This is a genomic window from Brevibacillus fulvus (assembly GCF_016908525.1).
Lineage (GTDB): Bacteria > Bacillota > Bacilli > Brevibacillales > Brevibacillaceae > Brevibacillus_G > Brevibacillus_G fulvus.
On sequence record NZ_JAFBEB010000013.1, the window covers coordinates 1 to 23,004 of the forward strand.

Below are 23,004 nucleotides of genomic sequence, written 5' to 3' on the forward strand. Positions count from 1 at the left end.
ATAAAGTTAAGTGTTGATCTTTGGTTCAAAAAGAAATTGCTTGGCTTGTGATTTGATCACTTCAAACGTTTCGCTGTTCAGTTTTCAAAGAACATCTTATTCAACGCTTACTCTATAAACTCTATCATACAATCTATCTTGAATCAAGAGGATTTTTTTGGCTAACTTTCTCTTTTTTCAATAAGATTGTAAAACCAACGTCCAAAATAATAACAAATCCTACAACGCAAGGCAAGCCCAATTTTTAGATTAGACAAAAACAAAAAGCCAAAGAGAGGTTCCCCCTCTTTGGCCCGACAAGTTGAGGTTATGGCCCTACAACGCGATTAGCAGCTTTGCGAACAGGGCAGCGCGAATCGGTAACTGATCAATTAAAATATGCTCATATTCCGCATGGGGCCCATCCCCCATCACACCCAATCCATCCAATGTTGGAACGCCCACGGCTGCCGTAAAGTTACCGTCACTTCCACCGCCAACAAATGCTTCTTTCAAGTCCAATCCCAGTTCCGTTCCGCATTCTCTGGCCAAACGGAACAAGCGGTCGGTTTGTTCGCTTTTTTCCATCGGCGGGCGACTGACGCTTCCATTCACTTCTATAGTAACTCCTTGCTGATGAGGCTGCAGCTGTCTTAGCAAGCTATCAATTCGCTCGGCTTCCTCCATACTGCTTACCCGCAAATCGACAAAGGCTTCCGCCGATTCGGCCACTACATTTCTCCGTGATCCCCCCTGGGCTATCCCTACATTTAAAGTAGTCCCTTTTTCATAATCAGTCAGACTATGCAGATAAATGATCTGTCTTGCCATTTCTTCTACAGCACTGATTCCATCCTGATGATGGTTCCCGGCGTGTGCAGCCTTGCCTTTAATCGCGACGGTATACATGCCGACGCCTTTTCGTGATGTTTTAAGCGCACCCGACTGGGCAACGGGCGGCTCGGCAACCAAAACGACCTCGCTCTTTCTCGCTTCTTCTTCTATTATTGCTCGCGAAGTGCCGCTCCCGATCTCCTCATCTGATGTGCAAAGAAAGACGATTTTCTTCCTGATCGGCAAATCAAGCTCTCGACAAGCTTTGATCGCCCAAAGAGACTGAACAATTCCGCCTTTCATGTCAAAGATCCCCGGTCCGTAAGCTTTATTTCCTTCGATGCGGTAACTGAGTCTGCCGATATCCCATACGGTATCAAAGTGCCCCAAGATCAAAATTTGTCCTTCGCCTTCACCGATCGCAAATCGCATATGATCGCCTGTATTTGTTTGCGGATAAACAACAGGATCGACTCCAAAATATTTTTGGAAAAGCGAAGCAAGGACGGCGCCGCAGCGATCAACGGCCGCTTTAACGTTAGACGGCGATTCCGCTTTGACCACCGTCTCAATATCTTGCAGAATGTTTAGCTGATTTTTTTGCAAATAGGTGTACAATTCTGACATATATGTTCATCCTCTCATTTTTGAAGTTGATACGCCTGCATTGCGCATAATGCCAACGTTTTGATTGCGATTTTCATCGCTTGTTCATCAATGTCAAACCGCTCATTGTGATGTCCCGCTGCCAAAGTTGTCCCAAAAATCAAGTAAGAAGCAAGTCCTCCGTTTTGTTGAACCCGCTCCATCATGTACGTCGCATCCTCTGATCCCCCCGCCGGATGATGATCCAACACTCGCTCAACACCGTGCACCTTTTTCGCTTGCGTGCGTATAAACGGAATCAGTTCCTCGCTTGAGTCACATCTCCGCGCTTCTCCCTGAATCGAAATCGATTCTTGCACACCGTACATGGCGGCCGCACCGCGGATGATTTGCAAAGCTTGATTGTAAACGTATTCATTAATTTCCGATGTTTCGCCGCGTGTTTCAATCTTAAGTGTCGCCCGACTGGGCACAATATTCCGCCCGCTGCCCGCCTGTAATACCCCGACGTTAATACGCGAAGCACCCTCACTGTGACGGGAGATGGCATGCAGATTAAGCGCTGCAGCGGCTGCGGCCAGAAGCGCGTTTTTGCCCTCCTCAGGCTTTCCCCCAGCATGAGAGGCGACCCCCTGATAAGTGACATCCAGTTTGGTGGTGGCCAAATAGCCTCTGGCTCCGCATACCACCTCTCCTAACTTCGGCCCCGTCCCGATGTGGGAAGCAAAAAACATTTCGACCTGATCCAGCACGCCCGCTTCTACCATCGATTTCGCTCCGCGGACTCCTTCTTCCGCAGGCTGAAAGATAACCAGAATCGTCCCTGTCAACTGTTCTTTCAATGCGATCAGCGTCTTGGCCAGTCCCAGTCCAATCGCGGTATGAGCATCATGGCCGCAAGCGTGCATCATATTTGCATTGGTTGAACGAAACCCTTGGGCAACCGGGATATGCTCCGGATCACTTGACTCTTGAATGTCCAAAGCATCCATATCAAAACGGAAGCCGACAGTAGGACCAGGCTTTCCGGTCCGCAAGATTCCCACCACCCCGGTGAAGCCGCCTGCCAAGCGAGGAATCCAATCAGGATCAGCCCCTTGCTCCAACGCTCGTTTCAGTTGCTCCTGCAAAAACGCTTCCGACGGGACCCCCATCCGGGCCTCGTCCTTGATAACTTCTCGCCCCACCTTCACTTCATAACCCCATTCCGCCAACCTGGCCGCCACTTTCGAGGCAGTGCGGAATTCAACCCAGCCCGATTCCGCATAATAATGAAAATCTCGTCTCCATTCGACCAAAGTGGGATATAGCGTTTCGACTAACTGCTCCAACTGTTCGGACATACCTTCCCCTCATTCCGTTGTAATCTTGCATTTAATTTTGGGTCTTATTTCGGAAATTTTCCGTTAATTTAATAAACCCGTTCGCTAAAAGACTTTGAATTCCTCCCTCATTTTGGGTATATGCCAAAAAATATTTATAATACTTTGAATTGACAAAATTAAATGGTTTATCTTATTATTTTGAATAATTAAATTTTGGAATATTTCCGTTAAAGGGGGCCATTCCTTGCAAGACGTATTCGATTTTATCGACCGCAACAAAGAGGAATATATTTCATGGCTTCAGGAGATCTGCCGCCAACCGAGCGTTGCCGCGCAAAACCGCGGAATGAAAGAAACCGCCGCAATGGTAGAAAAAAAGCTGAAGGAACTGGGCGCCGAGACGATGCAAGTGGAAACATCGGGATATCCGGTCGTCTATGGAGTCCTCGGCCAAGAAAAAAGCAAAACCCTCTCCTTCTACAATCACTATGATGTCCAACCGGAAGACCCGCTTGAATTGTGGGAGTCCCCGCCATTCGCCGCTGAAATACGCGATGGCCGCATTTATGCCAGAGGCGTTGCCGATAACAAGGGCAATCTGCTGGCACGTTTGGCTGCGGTGCACGCTTTTCAAAAAGTACGCGGTTCGCTTCCCCTGCAAGTAAAATTTGTTGTCGAGGGGGAAGAAGAAATCGGAAGCGTTCATCTCGAAGAATTTGTTGAACACCACCGCGATTTGCTTCAGGCAGACGGATGCCTGTGGGAGTTCGGCTACAAAAATGCCGATGGGCGCCCGCAAGTCAGCCTCGGCGTGAAAGGAATGTGCTATGTCGAACTGAGATGCAAAGGAGCGAACACAGATCTGCATTCCGCCAATGCAGCGATCATTGAAAATCCGGCTTGGCGCTTGATCTGGGCTCTTTCCACCTTGAAAACCCCGGATGAAAAGGTGCAAATTGAAGGGTTTTACGACAAAGTGGCGGCACTTACCGAAGCCGATCGAGACGTCTTGGAGAAGATGATTTACAGCGAGGAAAGCACTTTGGAAAAGTTGGGACTGGATTCATTCTTACTGAACTTGTCCGGCCTTCCTTTAAAAGAAAAGCTGATCTTCCAACCAACCTGCACCATTTGCGGGATTGAATCGGGCTATACCGGTGAAGGTTCAAAAACTGTCTTGCCCTCGGAAGCGAGAGTCAAAATCGACTTCCGGCTTGTTCCCGATCAAGATCCGCACGAGATACGCAATTTGCTGCGAAAGCATCTCGACAAACACGGTTTTTCCGATATTGAGATTCACTCCTTTACGCTGGAACATCCCGCGCGTACAGAGATTTGGAATCCTTTGGCAGCCAGTGTTCTCGGCACAGCCGAGCAGATTTACGGAATGGAGCCAACAGTGATGCCCATGTCGCCCGGAACAGGACCGATGTATGTATTGTGCCAAAGCCTGGGGATACCTGCCGTATCAGTCGGAGTGGGCAACTTCGCCTCCAACAACCATGCGCCAAATGAAAATATTCTGGTTGATGATTATATTCAAGGAATCAAACATATTGCCGCCATTATTGAAGACTTCGCCAAACGAGGTGATGCGCAGTGACGGTCCAGCCCGAACTTTATGAAAGCTCAGAACTGCTCAAAAAAGCGAGCGAGCTGAAAGACAAGCTCATTGCCTGGAGACGCGACTTTCACCAGCATCCTGAGCTTGCTTACGAGGAGGTTCGCACTTCCGGGCAAGTGGCCCAGCATTTGGAGAGTTTGGGTCTTGAGGTAACCCGGGGAGTTGGCCGCACCGGAGTGGTCGGTCTCCTTCGCGGAAAAGAACCAGGCCCGACAATCGGGCTGCGAGCCGATATGGATGCCTTGCCGATCCTGGATCAAAAACAGGTGGAATACAAATCAACAGTCACTGGCAAAATGCACGCTTGCGGACATGATGCCCACACCAGCATGCTCATGGGGGCAGCGCAACTGCTCTGCCAACTGGGCAAACCGGAGCGCGGCAACATCAAGTTTATCTTTCAGCCCGCCGAGGAAGGCGGGGCCGGCGCAAAAGCGATGATGGACGATGGCGTGTTAAGCGATCCGCCAGTGGATGCCATTGCCGGATTGCACGTCTTTCCGTTTGTGCCGGTTGGTGAAATAACCGCCGTCAGAGGAATTGGCTGCGCCGCCGCGGATACGATCACGATCAAGGTAATCGGTCGCGGAGGCCATGCTGCCCATCCGCATACCTCCGTCGATTCCGTGGTGATCAGCGCCCAAGTGATCTCCGCTCTCCAGCATATTGCCAGCCGCCATGTTGACCCGCTTGATTCCATCGTCGTCACGATCGGCAAGATCGAAGGCGGATCGGCCAGCAACGTCATCGCACCAGAAGTAACCATGCAAGGAACCGTGCGCACTCTGAATCCGGAACTCCGCGCGGAAATGCCGGAAAGATTGGAAAAGATCATCAAAGGCGTCACAGATGCCTTTGGCGCCACCTACGAGTTTACCTATCACATGGGCTATCCTTCCGTAATCAATGACGATGCGATGGTCGATCTTGTTCTGGAAACGGCAGACCTGGTATTGGGCCAAGGAAAGTCACGCCTCGTTAAACCTTCGATGGGCGGAGAGGACTTCTCCTATTACACCCACGAAATTCCCGGCGTGTTTTTCCGGCTGGGAGTAGGCAATCGGGAAAAAAATGCGATTTATCCTCTGCACCACCCGCAGTTTGACCTCGATGAGGATGCTTTGCCGCTCGGTTCCGCCATGCTGTCGGCCGTTGCTTTGCAGTACTTGCAAAAAAGTTAAAGAGAAACATGAAGGGGGTTTGAATCATGAAACGTTTTGCCATGGCCAGTCTTGCTTTAATGCTGTTGCTGGGGGTCGCAGGATGCGGCAGTCAACAATCGGCAAACACTCCGCAAACGGAGAATTCCACCAGCAAGTCCACACAAACAGACAGCGGCAAAAAGGTGTTGACCATCGCAAGCGGCAACGATATTGTCAGCTTCGATATTCACAATCACAACAACACCTCAACCGAAGCCGTCCATGTGAACATGTTTGATTATCTGGTCAAAAAAGACAAAAACCAGCAGCTCCAGCCTGATTTGGCTACCTCGTGGAAACAGTTGGATGACACCACTTGGGAGTTCAAGCTGCGGGAAGGGGTCAAATTCCACAATGGCGATCCGTTTACAGCAGCCGACGTCAAATATACGCTCGAACGGGTTGCCAAAGATCAAACGTTGCTGGAATACGGAAATTACAAACAGATCAAGGAAGTGCAAGTGATTGATGATCACACTGTTCACATCATTACCGACGGTCCGCAGCCGGTGCTGCTCAATCGTCTTTCCCGGCTGGGCTCGGGAATGTTGCCTTCCAAATACATTCAAGAAAAAGGCTTTGACGAATATCTGAAAAATCCGGTTGGAACCGGCCCTTACAAATTAAAAGAATGGAAACGCGACGATCGCCTGATCCTGGTCAAAAACGACGACTACTTCGGCGACAAGCCTAAATGGGATGAAGTGGTTTTCCGCTCCATTCCGGAAGATGCCACCCGTGTTTCCGAATTGTTGACCGGTGGCGTTGATTTGGCTGTCAACATTCCGCCTACCGATCTGGACCGGATCAAAAATAACGAGGGAACCGCAGTCGCACAGGGACCGACCCAACGCGTCATGCAGTTGACGGTACGGATGACTCCCGGCACGAAAACCGCCGATCCGAAAGTACGCGAAGCGATTGACTTGGCCATCGACAAACAGGCGATTGTGGACAATATTCTCGCTGGCGGCGGCACCGTCACCCGGACGCGTGTTACCCCAGGCAACTTCGGGGCAGATCCATCGCTGTACGGCACTTCCCTGTACGACCCGGAAAAGGCCAAGCAGCTGCTGGCGGAAGCGGGTTACGCAAACGGACTGGAAATCACCCTCAGTTCCCCAAGCGGCCGTTATCTGAAAGACAAGGAAACTGCCGAATTGATTCAAGCCATGCTGGGTGAAGTGGGCATCAAAGTGAATCTCGATCTGCAAGAGTGGAGCAAATTTAATGAGCAATATCGCGGCAAAAAGATGAACGAACTGTTTATGATCGCCTACGGGAACTCCATGTTCGATGCTTCTCTAGCCTTTGACCGTGCAAGTTCTGCCATTGCCAAGGGGGAAACTGATTACAACAATCCGGAACTCGACAAACTGTTGGAAGAAGCTGAAACAAACCTGAATGAACAAGAGCGCGAGAAACAATATCAACAGGCTCAGCAAATGGTCGCCAACGATCGCCCGTTCATTTACTTGTTCCAGATGGGTGCCAACTATGGATACAACAGCAACCGGATACAGTTTGAACCTCGACTGGATGAAATGCTGCCGGTCGACGAAATCACCCTCAAGCAATAACGATTCGGAAACGGGACGGGTCTCTTCGTGAGGCCCGTTCGTTTTAAAACCATCATTCCGGGAGGCAAAAGAATGAAAAAATTTCTCATACGGTCATTGCTGCAAATCATTCCCGTCCTCTTTCTTATTTCGCTGATCGTCTTTGTGCTGGTACACGTCACAGGCGACCCTGTCACGCTGATGCTTTCCGATACCGCGACAGATGAGGATCGCGCCATCTTGATCAAGGCTTTGGGATTGGACCAACCGTTGTATGTGCAATATTTCAAATTTTTGGGCCATCTCGTGCAAGGAGACTTCGGGAATTCCTTCCGGTACCAGGAACCGGCCTTGCCGATCGTGCTGGAACGTTTGCCGGCAAGCTTTGAACTGGCGATTTCCTCGATGGTTGTTGCCACTTTGATCGCGATCCCGTTAGGTATTCTGTCAGCAACGAAACGAAATTCGTTTCTCGATGTATTTGTCACCGGCGGAGCCGTTCTAGGCAAAGCGATGCCCAGCTTTTGGCTGGGGATCATGCTCATCCTGCTGTTCGCCGTTCATTGGGGGGTCTTTCCGGTGTCAGGTCAAGGAACGTTCGCCCACCTCGTATTGCCGGCGATTACGTTGGGAACCGGTGTCGCGGCAGAAATGACCCGCCTGATCCGCTCCAGCATGCTGGAAATTTTGCAGCAGGATTATATCCGTACGGCGCGAAGCAAAGGCTTGCTGGAAAGGATCGTCATCTACAAACACGCCTTCCAAAACTCGCTCGTCCCTGTAATTACGATCATGGCCTTGCAAACTTCCCATCTGATCGGGGGAACCTTGATCACCGAAACCGTCTTTTCCTGGCCTGGCATGGGGAATTTGCTGATTCAGGCTGTCAATCAGCGGGATATGGCAATCGTACAGGCAGCGGTTTTTGTCGTTTCGATTCTGGTTATTTTGAGCAACTTGCTGGCCGATTTAGCCTATCGCGTTCTCGACCCGAGAATCAAATACAACTGATGATGGAGGTGGATGCTCATGTCGGCACCAATGGAAACCCAGGTTAGCCCGAGCGTTCTGGCAACCAAAAGCAACCGTCCCAGCAATCTGGTGCGTTTTTCTCGCCAGTTGTTCAAAAGCAAAACAGGAACGATCGGATTGTTTATTGTGCTTTGCATGGTTTTGATGGCCGTCTTCGCTCCTGTTCTTGCCCCGCATGATCCGGCCAAAACCAATGTGGCAAAACGTTTGCTGCCTCCCGTCTGGATGGAAAAAGGAACATCCGATTATCCGCTGGGAACCGACAATTTGGGGCGCGATGTGTTGAGCCGCATCATTTACGGCTCGCAAGTCTCCCTGCTGGTCGGGATTTGCGCGGTTGTCGTCGCCGGGTTTATCGGCATTATTCTCGGGCTCGTCTCCGGGTACTATACCGGCTGGCTCGACAGTGTCATTATGCGTACAACCGACGCCTTTCTGGCGATTCCCAATATTTTATTCATGCTGGTCATTCTCGCGGTGATGGGACCGAGCCTGCTCACATTGATCTTCGTCCTCGGTGTAACCAACTGGACCACTTATGCGCGCATCGTCCGCAGTGAAGTGCTCAGCATCAAGGAACGTGATTTTGTGCGGGCAGCCCGGGCAGTCGGCGCGAAAAACTTTCGAATCATCTTCACTCATATCCTGCCCAACGTTATTTCGTCTTTTATCGTTATTTCCACGCTCAGTGTCGCTACGACGATTATTCTCGAAGCCTCACTCAGCTTTCTCGGCTTGGGTATTCAGCCGCCGACCGTCTCCTGGGGAGGCATGTTGAGCGATGGACGCCAATATTTGGCGACTAGCTGGTGGGTGGCTACCTTCCCGGGAATCGCGATCACAATCACCGTTTTGGGTATCATTTTCCTCGGCGATTTTCTCCGTGACATTCTCGATCCACGGATGAAAGCTAAAGGCGGCAAGTAGGAACCAAGTTGTCACATAAAGGAGAGATGCATGATGGGAGCTGAGCTGCTTCAGGTCAATAATCTGCAAACCCATTTCCATACAGAAGATGGAACCGTTCCTTCCGTCAATGGCGTCAGCTTTACGGTCAACAGCGGAGAAACGCTGGCGATCGTTGGCGAGTCCGGCTGCGGAAAAAGCGTCACGTCCCTCTCGATTATGGGGCTCGTTGCAGAGCCAGGAAAAATTGTTGGCGGGGAAATTTTGTTTGAAGGACAAGATTTGTTGAAATTAAACAAAAGAGAAATGCGCAAACTGCGCGGCAACAAAATCTCGATGATCTTCCAGGAACCGATGACCTCGCTCAATCCGATTTTTACGATTGGCAATCAAATCGGTGAAGTGCTTCGCTTGCACGAAGGGTTGAACAAGCAGCAAGCGAGAGAACGCAGTATCGAGATGTTAAAGCTCGTCGGAATTCCTCGCGCTGAAAAAGTGGTTGAGAACTATCCCCATCAGTTGTCCGGAGGGATGCGCCAACGGGTGATGATCGCCATGGCTCTGGCCTGCAACCCCCGCCTGTTGATTGCCGACGAACCGACAACCGCGCTGGATGTGACGATCCAGGCGCAAATTCTCGAACTGATGAACAAGCTGAGCAAGGAACGGGAAACCGGCGTCATCTTGATTACCCATGACCTCGGTGTGGTGGCCGAGATGGCTGATCGGGTCGTCGTCATGTATGCCGGTCAAGTCGTGGAAGAAGCCGGGGTCTATGAGTTGTTCTCTTCTCCCAAACATCCGTATACCAAAGGGCTGCTGCAATCCCTGCCCAAACTTGACGAGCAGCGCGAGGAACTGGATTCCATCGAAGGGACGGTCCCCAATCCATTGGATATGCCGACCGGCTGCGCCTTTCATCCAAGGTGTCCGCTGGCCGACAGCCGCTGCATGACAGCCAAACCGGCCCTTGAGCAAAGAGATAACGATCATAAGGTGCGGTGTTTTCACGCATAAGGGAGGGATTGCCAATGAGCCAAGCCAAAGATCAACCAAACCAACTCCTATTGGAAGTGAAAGGGTTAAAAAAATATTTTCCGTTTAAACAAGGCATGTTTTCCAAACAGGTTGGCTACGTTCGTGCGGTAGATGGACTTGATTTTGTCGTTCATCGCGGAGAAACGTTGGGGATTGTCGGGGAGTCTGGCTGCGGGAAATCGACGACCGGCCAGATGATTCTGCAGCTGTTGGACGCAACAGAAGGAGAAATCCTGTTTGAAGGCAAGGATTTGACCAAACTAAGTCCCGAAGAAATTCGCAAAATGCGCAAAGATATGCAAATCATTTTTCAGGACCCGTTTGCTTCGCTCAATCCGAGAATGAAAGTGGAAGATATTATTGCAGAGCCTTTAAAAATCCACGGGATGTACAAAGGAGCAGAGTTAAAAGCAAAAGTGATTGAATTGCTGGAAGTCGTCGGGCTGGGCGAACACCATTTGTCCCGCCATCCCCACGAATTTAGCGGCGGCCAGCGCCAACGCATCGGGATCGCCAGAGCTTTGGCGTTGCGGCCGAAACTCATTGTTTGCGACGAACCGGTTTCTGCGCTCGACGTATCGATTCAATCGCAAATTTTGAATTTGTTGAAAAAATTGCAAGCGGATTACGGTCTTACCTATATTTTTATCGCTCACGGCCTGCCCGCTGTCAAACATATCAGCGATCGGATTGCCGTCATGTATTTGGGGAAAATCGTGGAGTTGGCTGACCGCGACGCGTTGTTTGCCAATCCGCGCCATCCGTATACGGAAGCTTTGTTATCGGCCGTTCCGATTCCGGACCCGACCAAACGAAAAGAACGGATGCTGTTGGAAGGAGACCTGCCCAGTCCGGCCAATCCGCCAAAAGGCTGCAGCTTCCATACGCGTTGTCCGTATGCCACAGACCTTTGCAGCCAAACGCCGCCGCCCCTGCAAGAAATCGCGGAGGGACATACGGTAGCCTGCCACTTTCCCCTCGGGACATAAAATACAAAGCAAAAACCGACCAGGTATCCTTTTGCTGGTCGGTTCGTTTGTTTTCTTACATCTATTCGTTTGTTTTCTTGCATCTAATGGAAAATTTTATACACCTTTCGCGGGCGGCCTCTTCCCTCTGTTTGTTCGATTCGCACATGGGTAGCCAGTCCCGCTCTTTCCATCTCTTGCAAGATTCGTCTCGCGTTTCGCTCTGTAACCTTGAGGAAATCAGCCAAATAGCTTGGCGTCACTTCCTTGATCCCATATTGTTTTGAAATCGCTTCCAAACGCGACAGCAACAGCGGACTTAATCCCGCTTCCTTTAGTTTGCGATTGTGCTTGTACACACTGTATGGTTCCTGATCATTCCCTTTTCCCGCCAGTTCCAGCGGTCCATGTACGCTGCCGTCCTCCCTCACTTCAAAGATGGTCGAATTGGCATACCGCTTGGCGTGTTCCAGAGCTTTTTGCACGTTTTTTTCTGCCAGATGGACGTTCAAACCGTAGCCGATGCCGATCCGTGCCACTACCTCATACATTGCCTTCAGGTTGTGCAAGAACTCATACGGACTTTGTTTCTGCAGAAAATTGGCCAACTCGCCGCTTGTCGTAAACAGCAAGAACAGATTGGTTGTGCTTTGAAACAAAGAGCCGTTAATCTTCTCCGCAAAATCCAGCAAACCGTAGTGCAACTGGGTATGTCTTTTCTTGTATTGATAAGAAAAGGAAAACTTGCTCAGTTCGACGGGATAGTCCACTTCGATCGCCATAATGACGATGGAAGACAGTTGGTACCTTTCCGTTTTGACGCGCTGTTCGATTTCATGCAAGGTGCTGCGCAATACGGAAATCGGGGCGGAAACGCGGTATACGGGAATGCCTGTCGCTTGCAGCGTCTCGTACACACTGCCGATACAAGTAAAAACGGTGTCGGCGGCGCCTGACTCCCACAGTTTCATATGATGGGAAACTAACTTTTCCGTGTCCCAATCATCGGGAAAGCCTGTTGTAAAATAGCGCAACTTCTCCATTCGCAATTCCTGCAAAGTCTCCTCCACTTCGCTGTGGGGAAACAGATCAAAACTGACCGCCTGTATATTTATTCGCTCGCGAAAGGCACGGAACAGCGTATTGATCAGCCCGCGTCCGTTCAGCGGCGGGTAAGCGGCATTTTTTTCGGAAACCAACGACTGGTCCAGACAATAAGAATACGGGATTGGACCGGAAAAAAGCCAAAAGTCGATCCGATGCCGATTGTCTTCAATTATTTGCCGGCATTCCTCCAGCCGGGCGTATGGCAGCGGGATCGGTTCGAACAAGTTTTCCTGGTTACACACCCGCAATATATGTTCAACGGAATCTTTCGGACCAACAATAGCAAGCCTGTCCAACACCTCATCCCCTTTGTCTGGGCAGAAGGGCATGCCCAACAGAAAATCTTGCGAAACAGCAACTTACTCCCCTCTATTTTATCACATTTTTGTAAAATTTTGATACAATCGATTGGCATTACTGAACAGAGCTTTTTGTTTTTCCTTTTAAAACAATTGTGACACAATGTCATTTTGCGTATTGCTTTATGACACGGTGTCATATATAATAATCACTATTCGTTATGACACCGTGTCATTTATTTGGGAAAGGATAGCAGAAACAATGCCAAAACAAACGTTTTTTCATTTGTCGCCAGAGAAACAGAACAAATTGCTGCAATCTGCCAAGGAGGAGTTCTCCAGAGTTCCATTACATGAAGCCTCCATCGCCAATATCATCAAAAAGGCGGGAATTCCGAGGGGCAGCTTTTATCAGTATTTTGCGGATAAAGAAGATCTGTTTTATTACCTGTTACACCAACTCTCACAAAAAAATTTCGAGCGGTTTGTCACTCTGCTGCAGGAGAAGGACGGTGACTTGTTTGCAACCTGTCTCGATTTTTTCCGTCTTATGGTAAAAGATCACAAAAGCCAAGAACATAAAAACTTCTTTCGAAATGCTTTTTCCAATATGAATTATCGTTTGGAAAAAACATTGGCTAGCAATGTATATGAAGAGAATCAAAAAAGCCAGAACCGACTGATGATGAACATGATCAATCGCAAACATTTGAACGTTAAAGACGATCAAGAATTGCATCATTTGATCAAAATTATTACAGCCATCACCTTTCATAACCTTGTGCAGACTTTTGCCAAAGATTTAACCGAAGAGGAAGCATTGCAAAATTACCGCCAACAAATGGAAATGGTCAAGCGAGGACTGTATCTCGAAAACGGCGCAAGTGTCTAGTCGCCTCGTGCGCAAAAATATAACTACAACAAGGAGAATACGTATATGGATTCTATGCTACACCAGAAAAAAACACCGTATTTAATGATTGCGATCTTATTTGTCGGAGCGTTTGTTTCGTTCCTCAATAACTCGCTGTTAAATGTCGCCCTGCCTTCGATCATGGCAGATTTAAATATTAAAGATTATTCGTCTATCCAGTGGCTTTCGACGGGCTATATGCTTGTCAGCGGGATTTTAATTCCGGCATCAGCCTTTTTGATCACGCGCTTCTCCAACCGTCGCCTGTTTATTGTATCGATGGCCATTTTCACTTTAGGGACGGCCTTGGCAGCTTTTGCCCCAAACTTTGGGATACTGCTCTTCGGACGGATGATCCAGGCTGCCGGTTCTTCGGTAATGGGCCCTTTGTTGATGAATATCATGCTGGTAAGTTTCCCTCGTGAAAAACGCGGGACCGCGATGGGCGTCTTCGGCTTGGTCATGATCACTGCCCCGGCTATCGGGCCAACCTTGTCCGGGTTTATTGTGGAATATTATGACTGGCGGTTGCTTTTCGAAATGATTTTGCCGTTAGCCGTCATCAGTTTGCTATTGGCCATTTGGAAATTGGAAAACGTCATGGAACAAAACAAAAGTGCAACGCTTGATTACCTTTCTGTTGTTTTATCTTCGATCGGATTTGGCGGACTGCTGTATGGATTCAGTTCGGCCAGCTCGGACGGTTGGACAAATCCAATTGTTTTGACCACTTTAATCATCGGGGCAGCTGCTTTGATTGCTTTCATCAGCCGACAATTGAAAATGGATGAACCATTGTTAGACTTGCGTGTTTACAAATACCCGATGTTTGCCCTGGCGTCGGTCATTGCGATTGTCAACGCCGTAGCGATGTTTTCCGGGATGATTTTGACACCGGCCTATGTACAAAACGTCAGAGGGATTTCGCCGCTTCATTCCGGGTTAATGATGCTGCCTGGCGCGATTATCATGGGGATTATGTCCCCGATTACCGGAAGACTGTTCGATAAATTTGGGCCGCGTATTCTTGGTGTTGTCGGACTGTCGATTACGGCTGTCTCGACTTATTTGCTGGCAAACTTGCAAATTGACTCCAGTTACACGTATATCATTATTGTCTATACACTTCGTATGCTAGGAATGTCCATGGTCATGATGCCGATTATGACAAACGGGCTCAACCAATTGCCCACACGCTTAAATCCGCATGGTACAGCGATCAATAACACCGCCCAGCAAGTTTCCGGTTCTATCGGGACGGCTGTACTTGTGACCATTATGAATTCCGTGACCAAAACAGAAGCGAACAGCCTCATGTCTGGTGTAGATCCAGCAACGATGACGGAGACTGCACAAGCAGTAGTCACACAGCAAGCTTTATTGGCCGGAATTCAATATTCTTTCTATGTAACCTTGGGCATCAATATTGTCGTTCTCATCTTGTCCCTGTTTGTGAAACGTGTTGATACAAGTGAGGAAACAGTCAAGAAATTAAATCGACAAGGGCAAAAACAAATGAAGCCCGAGACCGTGTAAGAAACAAAAAAGGCGATTCCTTGCAGGAGTCGCCTTTTTCATTGCCATCCGACAGAAAAAAGGCTTCCCGGAGGTTTCTCCCGAGAAGCCTTTTTTTATCGGGCAGATTACATCATGCCCATGCCGCCCATGTCTGGCATGCCAGCAGGCGATTTAACGATTTCTTCTGGTTTATCTGCAACAACAGCTTCGGTAGTCAAGAACATTGCAGCAACGGAAGCAGCGTTGGAGAGCGCGGAACGAGTAACTTTCGCAGCATCAACGATACCAGCTTCCAGCATGTTCACCCATTCTTCAGTAGCAGCGTTGTAGCCGATACCTACAGGCTCTTTTTTCAAACGCTCTACGATGACAGAGCCTTCCAAGCCAGCGTTTGCAGCGATTTGACGAACTGGCTCTTCCAAAGCGCGGAGTACGATTTGTACACCCACTTGCTCTTCGCCTTCTGCTTTAACCGCTTCTACCGCTTTGATTACGTTCACGAGAGTAGTACCACCGCCAGGTACGATACCTTCTTCAACAGCGGCACGAGTAGAGTTCAGCGCATCCTCGATGCGGAGCTTTCTTTCTTTCAACTCTGTTTCAGTAGCTGCCCCAACTTTGATTACCGCTACACCGCCGGACAATTTCGCCAGACGTTCTTGCAATTTTTCACGGTCAAATTCGGAAGTGGTGTCAGCGATTTGTTGACGGATTTGCGCTACGCGGCTTTCGATATCCGCTTTGTTGCCGGCACCTTCCACGATTGTGGTGTATTCTTTGGTAACAACAACTTTACCAGCGCGGCCCAATTGTTCCAAACGAGTGGATTTCAGATCGAGACCGAGTTCTTCAGTGATCACTTCACCGCCGGTCAAAACAGCGATGTCACCGAGCATTGCTTTGCGGCGATCGCCGAAGCCAGGAGCTTTAACAGCAACTGCAGTGAAGGTACCGCGCAGTTTGTTTACAACCAAGGTAGCCAGCGCTTCGCCTTCAACATCTTCAGCAATGATCAAGAGCGGTTTGCCGCTTTGTACCACTTGTTCCAGTACAGGCAATACTTCTTGGATGTTGGAGATTTTCTTGTCAGTAATCAAGATGTATGGGTTGTTCAACACTGCTTCCATTTTGTCAGTGTCAGTGATCATGTAAGGGGAAGCGTAGCCGCGGTCGAATTGCATACCTTCTACTACTTCCAATTCGGTTACAAAACCTTTGGACTCTTCAACAGTGATTACACCGTCTTTGCCCACTTTTTCCATCGCTTCAGCGATCAGGTTACCCACTTCTTTATCATCAGCGGAGATAGCGGCAACTTGCGCAATGGAAGATTTGCCTTCAACCGGTTTTGCGATTGTTTTGATTTCTTCCACAGCTGCGCGAACAGCTTTTTCCATACCGCGACGGATTACCATTGGGTTTGCGCCAGCGGTTACGTTTTTCAAACCTTCACGGATCATGGAAGCAGCCAGTACAGTTGCGGTAGTGGTACCGTCACCGGCAATATCGTTTGTTTTGGTAGCAACTTCTTTAACCAGTTGCGCACCCATGTTTTCATATGGATCTTCCAATTCGATTTCTTTCGCAATGGTCACACCGTCATTGGTGATCAAAGGAGAACCGAATTTTTTCTCCAATACAACGTTGCGTCCTTTTGGTCCAAGCGTTACTTTAACGGCATTTGCCAAAGTTTCTACACCACGCAGCATGGAACGGCGGGCATCTTCAGAAAACTTGATTTGTTTTGCCATGAGTTACTCAACCTCCTGTAGGTATGTGTTTTGGATAGAGAAATATGTCAAAAAAGGAATTAGCTAAAAATCGCGAGGATGTCGGATTCGCGCAGCACGAGCAATTCCTTGTTGTCTACTTTTACTTCAGTGCCAGCATATTTCGAAAAGATAACTTTATCGCCTTCTTTAACTTCCAATGCGATGCGCTCTCCGTTGTCAGCTACGCGACCGGATCCGACTGCGACAACGCGGCCTTCTTGTGGTTTTTCTTTAGCGGTGTCTGGAAGCACGATTCCGCTTGCAGTTGTTTCTTCTTTGGAAATTGGTTCAATTACCACACGGTCACCTAATGGCTTTAACACAAAAAACACCCTCCTCAAAAAATGTAGGTCAATTTTTTGTTGTTAGCACTCAGTGAGGTTGAGTGCTAACATCCATTTCTTATAATAAAGAATCACTGATGAATTTGCAAGTATTTTCCTCGCGCTTCCCTTAATTTTTTTGCCTTTCTAGCATTTTCTCTTTTTTTGCTAGAAAAGCGGTTCTAGCAAATCGTTCCGAACCATATGGTTTAAGTATACAGGCTCGAACCAAGCTGCACGGGAGGGATCTATCTTGCGAAAAGGATTTTTGACTATACTTTTCACACTTTCACTTTTTGGCCTGTCTTCGATATTGGGAGCCAAATGGCACGGAGCAAGCGATGTGCGACCGTTGCCATTCACTCTCTATCATGACGGAAAAGAAGTGAACTGGAATGCTGGGCAAACCGATGCGCCTGCCGTGATCCAATATAACGACACGTTATATGTTCCGCTCAATCTGGTCGGACAAAACCTGCATAAAACGGTAGGCTGGGATCAACGCAAGCAAATGGCCTGGATTGGAGACAAACCTGGTGCGGAACCGGCCGCACAGGCCGCTGCTGTCACGCGATCGACCAACCTCGTCCAAAAAAGCGCGGCAATGACCAAGAAAGCGGACCAATCCGCTTCTCCTGCCTTGTTTGGCCTCACACTGGGCACCAGTGCGCAGCAAGTAACCGCCATTCTTGGACAACCTGTCAGAAAGGAACCGAGCGCATTCGGCTATGAATGGTGGATATACAACAAAAATCCCGACCGTTATGTCCAAGTCGGGATCTTGAATGGAAAAGTCGTTGATCTGTATTCCAATGCACCTGCGGCTCAAATCGGCTCCATCCGCGTAGGCACCAGCTATCAAACGTTATCCAGTCAATACAAGCTTGCCTCTAACGTATCGTTTACCTATGAGGGTACACAAATTCAAATCACCAACCAACCGACAGAGCGCCCGCTTGTTTTGCAAGAAAATACGCCGGTCATCTTTTATGTCGACAAGGAGAATCACAATCTCGTTACCGCGATCCGCATGATCGACAAACTGATGCTGCTGCGCGGCGGCTTTTATGAAACGAGATGGAGTTACTACGGAAAAGCGCCAAATTTTGATGCCCCTCCACTCTCCATCAAGCAACAGGAGTTGGTCAACGCGGCCAATGAACGGCAAAGCCTCGACCTGGTCAATGTCATTCGCTATCGTCACAAGCTTCCGCAGCTGGCCTGGAATGAACAGGTGGCTGAAGTCGCCCGCGGGCACAGCACCGATATGCGGACGCACAACTTTTTTCAACATATCTCCGTCACAACCGGGCTTGATCCTTTCGACCGCTTGAAAAAAGCGGGACTCTCTTATCAGCTTGCCGGAGAAAATATCGCTGCCGGCTTTCCGGATGCCATTGAGGCGTTTGAAAGTTGGATGAACAGCCCTGGACATCGCAAAAACATCCTGGAAAAAGACTTTCGGCAATTGGGCGTTGGAGTATTGGTTGAATACTACACGCAAAACTTTGTCACATTACAATAAATGTTTCACTGTTGTACCAAGCCTTGGCGTTTCCTCGTGCCAGGGCTCTTTTTTCGTTGAGCAATTTTTTCAGTTTGTCCAGACTGCTGCTAAACTCGACGAGAATGGTATCGTTTTCGGTTGTATGCAACAGCAGCCAAGGCTTTCGCTCTCCTTGTTTGGGCATCACGACAAACACATTCGTAATGTCTGCCTCCACGCTTTCTTTGGGAATCCGCATATGTTGCGGCGGAGCAAGCGGAATTTTGACGATCATCGCTTTGGCCAACGAGGGACTGATCTCCATCACTCTGCCCGTAATGCTGGCCAGCATCGCTTGCGCCGTTTGCTGAAACGCTGCGGAGTTGTTTATCGTTTGCACCACTCGCTCCTTATCCGTATCAAACAACTCTACCTGCTCAGCAGCTGTCCCTTGTTGCTGACCAAGATTCAGAAGCAAGCTCAAACAGACGATTAGCCACATACGCTGTCTACCTCCTCTATTTGGTTTAGTATGGCTGTCTGGTTACAGTTGCTATGCATAAGGGCAACAAAAAAAGCACTCCCCGTTGCGGGAGTGCTTTACGCGCGGAAGTAAACGTCTTACAACGCTCGAATATCCTCGATCAGCTTTTCTACATTTTCTTTTTTCGTCGCCCAACTGGTGCAAAATCTCACCGCACTGTGGTTGTCATCGATTTTTTCCCAGAAGGAGAATGAATACGTTTTGCCGAGTTCCGTTAACACCTCATCCGGCAAAATCGGAAACTGCTGATTGGTGGTGGAATCGTAGCGCAAGGAAAATCCTTTTTGCACAAACGCTTCCCGAATCATCATCGCCATCTCGACGGCGTGACGGGAAAGTTCGCCGTACAGACCGTTCTCAAACAAAGTCTCAAACTGGATTCCCAACAATCTCCCTTTCGCCAACAATCCGCCCCGCTGCTTGATCATATAGCGGAAATCTTTTTTCAGGGCATCATTGGTGATTACAACCGCTTCACCAAACAGAGCGCCAACCTTGGTGCCGCCGATATAGAACACGTCGCATAACCGGGCGATATCGGCCAGGGACAAATCGTTGCCTTTGGCCGCCAATCCATAACCTAACCGGGCACCATCCATAAACAAGGGCAACCCGCACTCACGGCAAACCTTGCTTAATGCTTCCAGTTCGGCTTTCGTATAAGTCGTTCCATTCTCGGTAGGATGGGAAATATAAACGAGGCCCGGCTGGACGATATGCTCGTGCGTCGCATCATTCCAGTGCGCGTCATACAGTTCTCTGACTTGTTCGGCGCGAATTTTGCCGTCGTCGCTTGGCAATGTCAGCACTTTATGGCCGGTCGCTTCAATCGCTCCTGTCTCATGAACTGCAATATGGCCGGTCGTGGCGGAAACAGCGCCTTGATATGGCCGCAAGATTGAGGCGATCACCGTCATATTCGTTTGCGTGCCGCCCACTAAAAAGTGAACATCGATGTCCTCTCGATCACAAGCTTTTCGGATATACGCTCTCGCTTTCTCGCAATGTTCGTCTGTTCCGTAACCGGGAGTCTGCTCATAATTGGTATCCCACAAGCGTTGCAAAATTCGCTCATGCGCGCCTTCCGTATAATCGTTTTCAAATCGTATCATTCTTTGATCCTCTCCAACCTATCCGATTTTTGATGGTAACAGAAAAGATCGCCTTGCCCCTGTCGGGAAGAGCGATCTTGGCGATGGAGACTGCTCATATCCACACACTGCCTTGTCCTATACCGACTTGTTGCTGTCTGTTTCATACCGCTCCTGCCACGCGGCATCCTCCTGCAGTTGTTTCCGGTAGACAACCCGGGAAATCCAGACGCTCAGTTCATATAAGATAAACAAAGGTATGGTCACCAGCACATCGCTCATAAAGTCCGGCGGTGTCAGCGTAATCGCGACAATCGCCAGCAAGAAATAAGAGATTCGGCGAATTTTGGCCAGCCGCATCGGATTTAACAGCCGCAGACGTGTCAGGAACATGACAATAATCGGCAGCTCAAACAAAAAACCGAAGGGAATGACCATATTAAACAGAAATCCAAAATATTGCGCAATCCCGTAAGTAGGATCCGCGCCAATCTCGGTGGTCACCCCGGCCATAAACTGGATCACCATCGGAAAAACCACATAATACCCAAACAAAATCCCGACGATAAACAGCAGGAACGCCGCCGGAATAAAGTATACGGTTGCTTTCCGTTCATTTTCCCGCAAACCGGGACTGACAAATCCCCATAGCTGAAAAAGCGCAAAAGGAACTGTCACGACCAGACTGATCAGAAAAGCAAACTGCATGTAGACCATCAAAGCGTCCGAAGGGTGAAATGATTTTAGCGGAACCCCTCCGGCCATCGGGTCGTGTTTCAAATATTCAATTACCGGTCCGGCAAAATAGACACCTGCGATCAATGCAATGATAAACAGTACGATAACCCAGATTAATCTGCGCCGCAGTTCTGCAAGATGTTCCACCAAGGTCATTTCTTTATGCTCCTGCATACAAGCCCACCCTTACCGATTTACACTGCCTTGCTCGTTTTGTTGTACCATCCGTTCCATTTCCAGTTTGTCGCGAATTTCTTTCTCCAGCCGCTCCCTCTCCAGCCGCTCCCGAATTTCCGCTTCCAGACGTTCGCGTACTTCCTGCTCGATTTTCGCCCGTTCCGCCGCAGGGATGTCGTCGCCGGCGGCCGGTTGCGCCGCGGCATCCTTGCTGCTCGCTTGTTCCTCCAAGGCAACGCTGCGGGCGGCGTTGCGAAATTCCCGTACCGCCAGCCCGACGGTACGCCCCAATTCCGGCAATTTTTTGGGGCCAAACAAAACCAACGCAAGAATCAACAGCAAGATCATCCCGGGGAAACCAATGTTATCCATCTCTAATCCCCTCCGCTCTCAAGATTTCCGCAGTCCGCCATAACCGAGGCGAGTCATGTCGGCGGCCTCGATTCGTTCGCCGGCCAAGATCCGCGGCAAAAAGACATCAAACGAAGTAAACGGCTCGTGCATGACCGCACCTGGCAAGCCCAGGACCGGCGTTTCCCCAAGGTAGCCGACGAGCAGCATCGAACCGGGAAGCATCGGCGTGCCGTAGCGGACAATCTTCGCTCCCGCATCGGCAATCGCGCCGGGGGTTCGGTCATCAGGGTCAACAGACATCCCGCCCGTGACGAGAATCAGATCGACCTTTTGTTCGTGAAAAAACTTGATGTGCTGCTGGATCAACTCTTTGTCATCCGGCGCAAAGCGCTGTTCCACCACGACCGAGCCCAAAGCCTCCACCTTCTTGCGGATGGCCGGGCCAAATTTATCCTCGATGCGGCCGGAAAATACTTCGCTGCCTGTTGTGACAAGGCCAATTTTCTTCGGAGCAAACGGAATGACCTCAACGATCGGTCCGTCGAAGCTGGCCGCCAATGCCTCCAGTTCGACAATCCGTTGCTCTTCCATGATTAAAGGAATAATCCGGGTGGCCGCGACCGTCTCGCCCGCTTTGACCACCTGATCGCCAAATATCGTTGCCAGCGCAATGCCTTCCAACGCATTGACCGCATGGACGGCCGCTTCGTTGATCTTGGCCAAGCCGAGCCATTCCGCCTTCAGCGATACCTTGCCTTCATACGGCTCGGTCAGAGACAATCCCTTGCCCGCTACCGCCTTGGCAATGCGGGTACCGGCCTCATCTTCATGGATGTGTCCGGGCGGCATGTCCAATATGTAGATGTGCTCCTTGCCAATGGACAACAATGGTTCAATATCTTCTTCCCGAATCACATGCCCCTTCTTGAACAGGCGGCCTTTAAATTCACCCGGCAAAATTTGCGTCATGTCATGGGGCAACACCATGCCGACCGCTTCGCGGACAGGCACTTCCTTAAAATTCGGCTTCTTTACCATCCGCGTCCCCCCCAGCCTTCATCGGCATATTCTGTTCCTTGCAAAATATGCAAAGCATCGGGAAGCATATCGGCAATCGCATTGAAGCAGATTTCTACCCCTTTCGGATTGCCTGGCAGATTGACAATCAAACAATTCCCCCGTGTACCGGCAACCGCTCGGGTCAACATAGCGCGGCGGGATTGCTGCAGGCCAGCCCGGCGCATTTCTTCGGCCAGTCCGGGAACAGGCCGATCAATAACCCACTCCGTTACTTCCGGCGTCACATCGCGCGGACTCAAACCCGTTCCGCCCGTTGTAATCAGCAAATCGCATTTTTCGCGGTCGACCAGTTCAATCATATGTTCCTTTAATTCTTCCATATCGTCCGTCACCCGGCGATAGATGGCTACCTCCACCTTCAGCCAATCCTGTACCAATCGACGAATGATCGGGATTCGATCGTCCACCCGATCACCTTTGGCAATGGAATCGCTGGCTGACAAGACCCCTACTTTCCAGTTCATCCTGAAAATCCTCCCCTCTCCATCAGCATAAATGGGACAACCGCTTTGGCGAATTCCTTCTATGT

Annotated in this window: 21 protein-coding genes; 10 read left to right on the plus strand and 11 right to left on the minus strand. The window is 49.5% G+C overall.

Translation table 11 applies throughout. The features are described from left to right. Positions 1-315: 315 nt before the first annotated feature. Complete coding sequence (locus JOD01_RS15665; protein ID WP_204519254.1) at positions 316-1,440, minus strand: M20 family metallopeptidase; 1,125 nt, start codon at positions 1,438-1,440, stop codon at positions 316-318. A gap of 14 nt (positions 1,441-1,454) precedes the next feature. Continuing rightward, on the minus strand, positions 1,455-2,762 hold the full coding sequence (locus JOD01_RS15670; RefSeq protein WP_204519255.1) for an amidohydrolase: 1,308 nt from the start codon (positions 2,760-2,762) through the stop codon (positions 1,455-1,457). A 226-nt stretch (positions 2,763-2,988) separates the two neighbouring features. Here JOD01_RS15670 and JOD01_RS15675 point away from each other — a divergent pair, with 226 nt between their 5' ends. The 7 genes from JOD01_RS15675 to JOD01_RS15705 all read left to right on the plus strand — a co-directional run bounded on the left by JOD01_RS15675 (position 2,989) and on the right by JOD01_RS15705 (position 11,094). Next, positions 2,989-4,347, plus strand: coding sequence for a M20 family metallopeptidase (locus JOD01_RS15675; RefSeq protein WP_204519256.1), 1,359 nt, complete (start codon positions 2,989-2,991; stop codon positions 4,345-4,347). Continuing rightward, entirely contained in the window at positions 4,344-5,549 is a 1,206-nt protein-coding gene (locus JOD01_RS15680) for an amidohydrolase (RefSeq protein ID WP_204519257.1), read from the plus strand. The genes JOD01_RS15675 and JOD01_RS15680 overlap by 4 nt, the downstream gene beginning before the upstream one ends. A 26-nt stretch (positions 5,550-5,575) precedes the next feature. Then, a complete protein-coding gene (locus JOD01_RS15685) occupies positions 5,576-7,150 on the plus strand; it encodes an ABC transporter substrate-binding protein (RefSeq protein ID WP_204519258.1) in 1,575 nt (524 codons plus the stop codon). Positions 7,151-7,222: 72 nt separating this feature from the next. After that, complete coding sequence (locus JOD01_RS15690; protein ID WP_204519259.1) at positions 7,223-8,140, plus strand: ABC transporter permease; 918 nt, start codon at positions 7,223-7,225, stop codon at positions 8,138-8,140. An 18-nt stretch (positions 8,141-8,158) separates the two neighbouring features. Next, positions 8,159-9,088, plus strand: coding sequence for an ABC transporter permease (locus JOD01_RS15695; protein WP_204519260.1), 930 nt, complete (start codon positions 8,159-8,161; stop codon positions 9,086-9,088). 33 nt (positions 9,089-9,121) lie between these two features. After that, on the plus strand, positions 9,122-10,084 hold the full coding sequence (locus JOD01_RS15700; protein WP_204519350.1) for an ABC transporter ATP-binding protein: 963 nt from the start codon (positions 9,122-9,124) through the stop codon (positions 10,082-10,084). A gap of 14 nt (positions 10,085-10,098) precedes the next feature. Next, entirely contained in the window at positions 10,099-11,094 is a 996-nt protein-coding gene (locus tag JOD01_RS15705; RefSeq protein WP_204519261.1) for an ABC transporter ATP-binding protein, read from the plus strand. Positions 11,095-11,177: 83 nt separating this feature from the next. Here JOD01_RS15705 and JOD01_RS15710 read toward each other — a convergent pair whose 3' ends face one another. Next, positions 11,178-12,476, minus strand: coding sequence for a helix-turn-helix domain-containing protein (locus JOD01_RS15710; RefSeq protein ID WP_204519262.1), 1,299 nt, complete (start codon positions 12,474-12,476; stop codon positions 11,178-11,180). Positions 12,477-12,741: 265 nt separating this feature from the next. Here JOD01_RS15710 and JOD01_RS15715 point away from each other — a divergent pair, with 265 nt between their 5' ends. Together JOD01_RS15715 and JOD01_RS15720 are read left to right on the plus strand one after the other, a co-directional pair. Next, complete coding sequence (locus tag JOD01_RS15715; RefSeq protein ID WP_204519263.1) at positions 12,742-13,371, plus strand: TetR/AcrR family transcriptional regulator; 630 nt, start codon at positions 12,742-12,744, stop codon at positions 13,369-13,371. A 45-nt stretch (positions 13,372-13,416) separates the two neighbouring features. After that, a complete protein-coding gene (locus JOD01_RS15720) occupies positions 13,417-14,928 on the plus strand; it encodes a DHA2 family efflux MFS transporter permease subunit (protein ID WP_204519264.1) in 1,512 nt (503 codons plus the stop codon). A 107-nt stretch (positions 14,929-15,035) separates the two neighbouring features. Here the strand turns inward: JOD01_RS15720 and groL are convergent, their stop codons facing one another. Beyond that, on the minus strand, positions 15,036-16,661 hold the full coding sequence (groL, locus tag JOD01_RS15725; protein WP_204519265.1) for a chaperonin GroEL: 1,626 nt from the start codon (positions 16,659-16,661) through the stop codon (positions 15,036-15,038). Positions 16,662-16,720: 59 nt separating this feature from the next. After that, complete coding sequence (gene groES, locus JOD01_RS15730; protein WP_204519266.1) at positions 16,721-17,005, minus strand: co-chaperone GroES; 285 nt, start codon at positions 17,003-17,005, stop codon at positions 16,721-16,723. Between the two features lie 253 nt (positions 17,006-17,258). Here groES and JOD01_RS15735 point away from each other — a divergent pair, with 253 nt between their 5' ends. After that, positions 17,259-18,530 (plus strand): CAP domain-containing protein, encoded by a 1,272-nt coding sequence (locus JOD01_RS15735; RefSeq protein WP_239565499.1) that lies wholly within the window; start codon positions 17,259-17,261, stop codon positions 18,528-18,530. Here the strand turns inward: JOD01_RS15735 and JOD01_RS15740 are convergent. The 6 genes from JOD01_RS15740 to JOD01_RS15765 form a co-directional block, all read right to left on the minus strand. Further along, positions 18,517-18,993, minus strand: coding sequence for a hypothetical protein (locus JOD01_RS15740; RefSeq protein ID WP_204519267.1), 477 nt, complete (start codon positions 18,991-18,993; stop codon positions 18,517-18,519). The genes JOD01_RS15735 and JOD01_RS15740 overlap by 14 nt on opposite strands. A gap of 119 nt (positions 18,994-19,112) precedes the next feature. Further along, positions 19,113-20,147, minus strand: coding sequence for a threonine aldolase family protein (locus JOD01_RS15745; RefSeq protein WP_204519268.1), 1,035 nt, complete (start codon positions 20,145-20,147; stop codon positions 19,113-19,115). A gap of 117 nt (positions 20,148-20,264) precedes the next feature. Then, positions 20,265-21,020 (minus strand): twin-arginine translocase subunit TatC, encoded by a 756-nt coding sequence (gene tatC, locus JOD01_RS15750; RefSeq protein WP_239565500.1) that lies wholly within the window; start codon positions 21,018-21,020, stop codon positions 20,265-20,267. Between the two features lie 30 nt (positions 21,021-21,050). Further along, the gene (locus JOD01_RS15755) at positions 21,051-21,413 is read right to left on the minus strand and encodes a twin-arginine translocase TatA/TatE family subunit (protein WP_204519270.1); all 363 of its coding nucleotides are present in this window, start codon (positions 21,411-21,413) and stop codon (positions 21,051-21,053) included. Positions 21,414-21,431: 18 nt separating this feature from the next. After that, complete coding sequence (locus JOD01_RS15760; RefSeq protein WP_204519271.1) at positions 21,432-22,433, minus strand: molybdopterin-binding protein; 1,002 nt, start codon at positions 22,431-22,433, stop codon at positions 21,432-21,434. Continuing rightward, positions 22,427-22,939 carry a MogA/MoaB family molybdenum cofactor biosynthesis protein gene (locus tag JOD01_RS15765; RefSeq protein ID WP_204519272.1) on the minus strand — a complete coding sequence of 171 codons (513 nt, stop codon included), beginning with the start codon at positions 22,937-22,939 and terminating at the stop codon, positions 22,427-22,429. Before JOD01_RS15765 ends, JOD01_RS15760 begins: the two co-directional genes overlap by 7 nt. Positions 22,940-23,004: the final 65 nt, after the last annotated feature.

Excerpts from the sequence above, each read along its gene's own strand:
- JOD01_RS15670 (WP_204519255.1), bottom strand. The coding sequence starts at position 2,762 with ATGTCCGAACAGTTGGAGCAGTTAGTCGAAACGCTATATCCCACTTTG.
- JOD01_RS15705 (WP_204519261.1), top strand. The coding sequence starts at position 10,099 with ATGAGCCAAGCCAAAGATCAACCAAACCAACTCCTATTGGAAGTGAAA.
- JOD01_RS15685 (WP_204519258.1), top strand. The coding sequence starts at position 5,576 with ATGAAACGTTTTGCCATGGCCAGTCTTGCTTTAATGCTGTTGCTGGGG.
- JOD01_RS15755 (WP_204519270.1), bottom strand. The coding sequence starts at position 21,413 with ATGGATAACATTGGTTTCCCCGGGATGATCTTGCTGTTGATTCTTGCG.
- JOD01_RS15690 (WP_204519259.1), top strand. The coding sequence starts at position 7,223 with ATGAAAAAATTTCTCATACGGTCATTGCTGCAAATCATTCCCGTCCTC.
- JOD01_RS15720 (WP_204519264.1), top strand. The coding sequence starts at position 13,417 with ATGGATTCTATGCTACACCAGAAAAAAACACCGTATTTAATGATTGCG.
- groL (WP_204519265.1), bottom strand. The coding sequence starts at position 16,661 with ATGGCAAAACAAATCAAGTTTTCTGAAGATGCCCGCCGTTCCATGCTG.
- JOD01_RS15715 (WP_204519263.1), top strand. The coding sequence starts at position 12,742 with ATGCCAAAACAAACGTTTTTTCATTTGTCGCCAGAGAAACAGAACAAA.
- JOD01_RS15695 (WP_204519260.1), top strand. The coding sequence starts at position 8,159 with ATGTCGGCACCAATGGAAACCCAGGTTAGCCCGAGCGTTCTGGCAACC.
- JOD01_RS15665 (WP_204519254.1), bottom strand. The coding sequence starts at position 1,440 with ATGTCAGAATTGTACACCTATTTGCAAAAAAATCAGCTAAACATTCTG.
- JOD01_RS15765 (WP_204519272.1), bottom strand. The coding sequence starts at position 22,939 with ATGAACTGGAAAGTAGGGGTCTTGTCAGCCAGCGATTCCATTGCCAAA.
- JOD01_RS15745 (WP_204519268.1), bottom strand. The coding sequence starts at position 20,147 with ATGATACGATTTGAAAACGATTATACGGAAGGCGCGCATGAGCGAATT.
- JOD01_RS15760 (WP_204519271.1), bottom strand. The coding sequence starts at position 22,433 with ATGGTAAAGAAGCCGAATTTTAAGGAAGTGCCTGTCCGCGAAGCGGTC.
- JOD01_RS15740 (WP_204519267.1), bottom strand. The coding sequence starts at position 18,993 with ATGTGGCTAATCGTCTGTTTGAGCTTGCTTCTGAATCTTGGTCAGCAA.
- tatC (WP_239565500.1), bottom strand. The coding sequence starts at position 21,020 with ATGACCTTGGTGGAACATCTTGCAGAACTGCGGCGCAGATTAATCTGG.
- JOD01_RS15700 (WP_204519350.1), top strand. The coding sequence starts at position 9,122 with ATGGGAGCTGAGCTGCTTCAGGTCAATAATCTGCAAACCCATTTCCAT.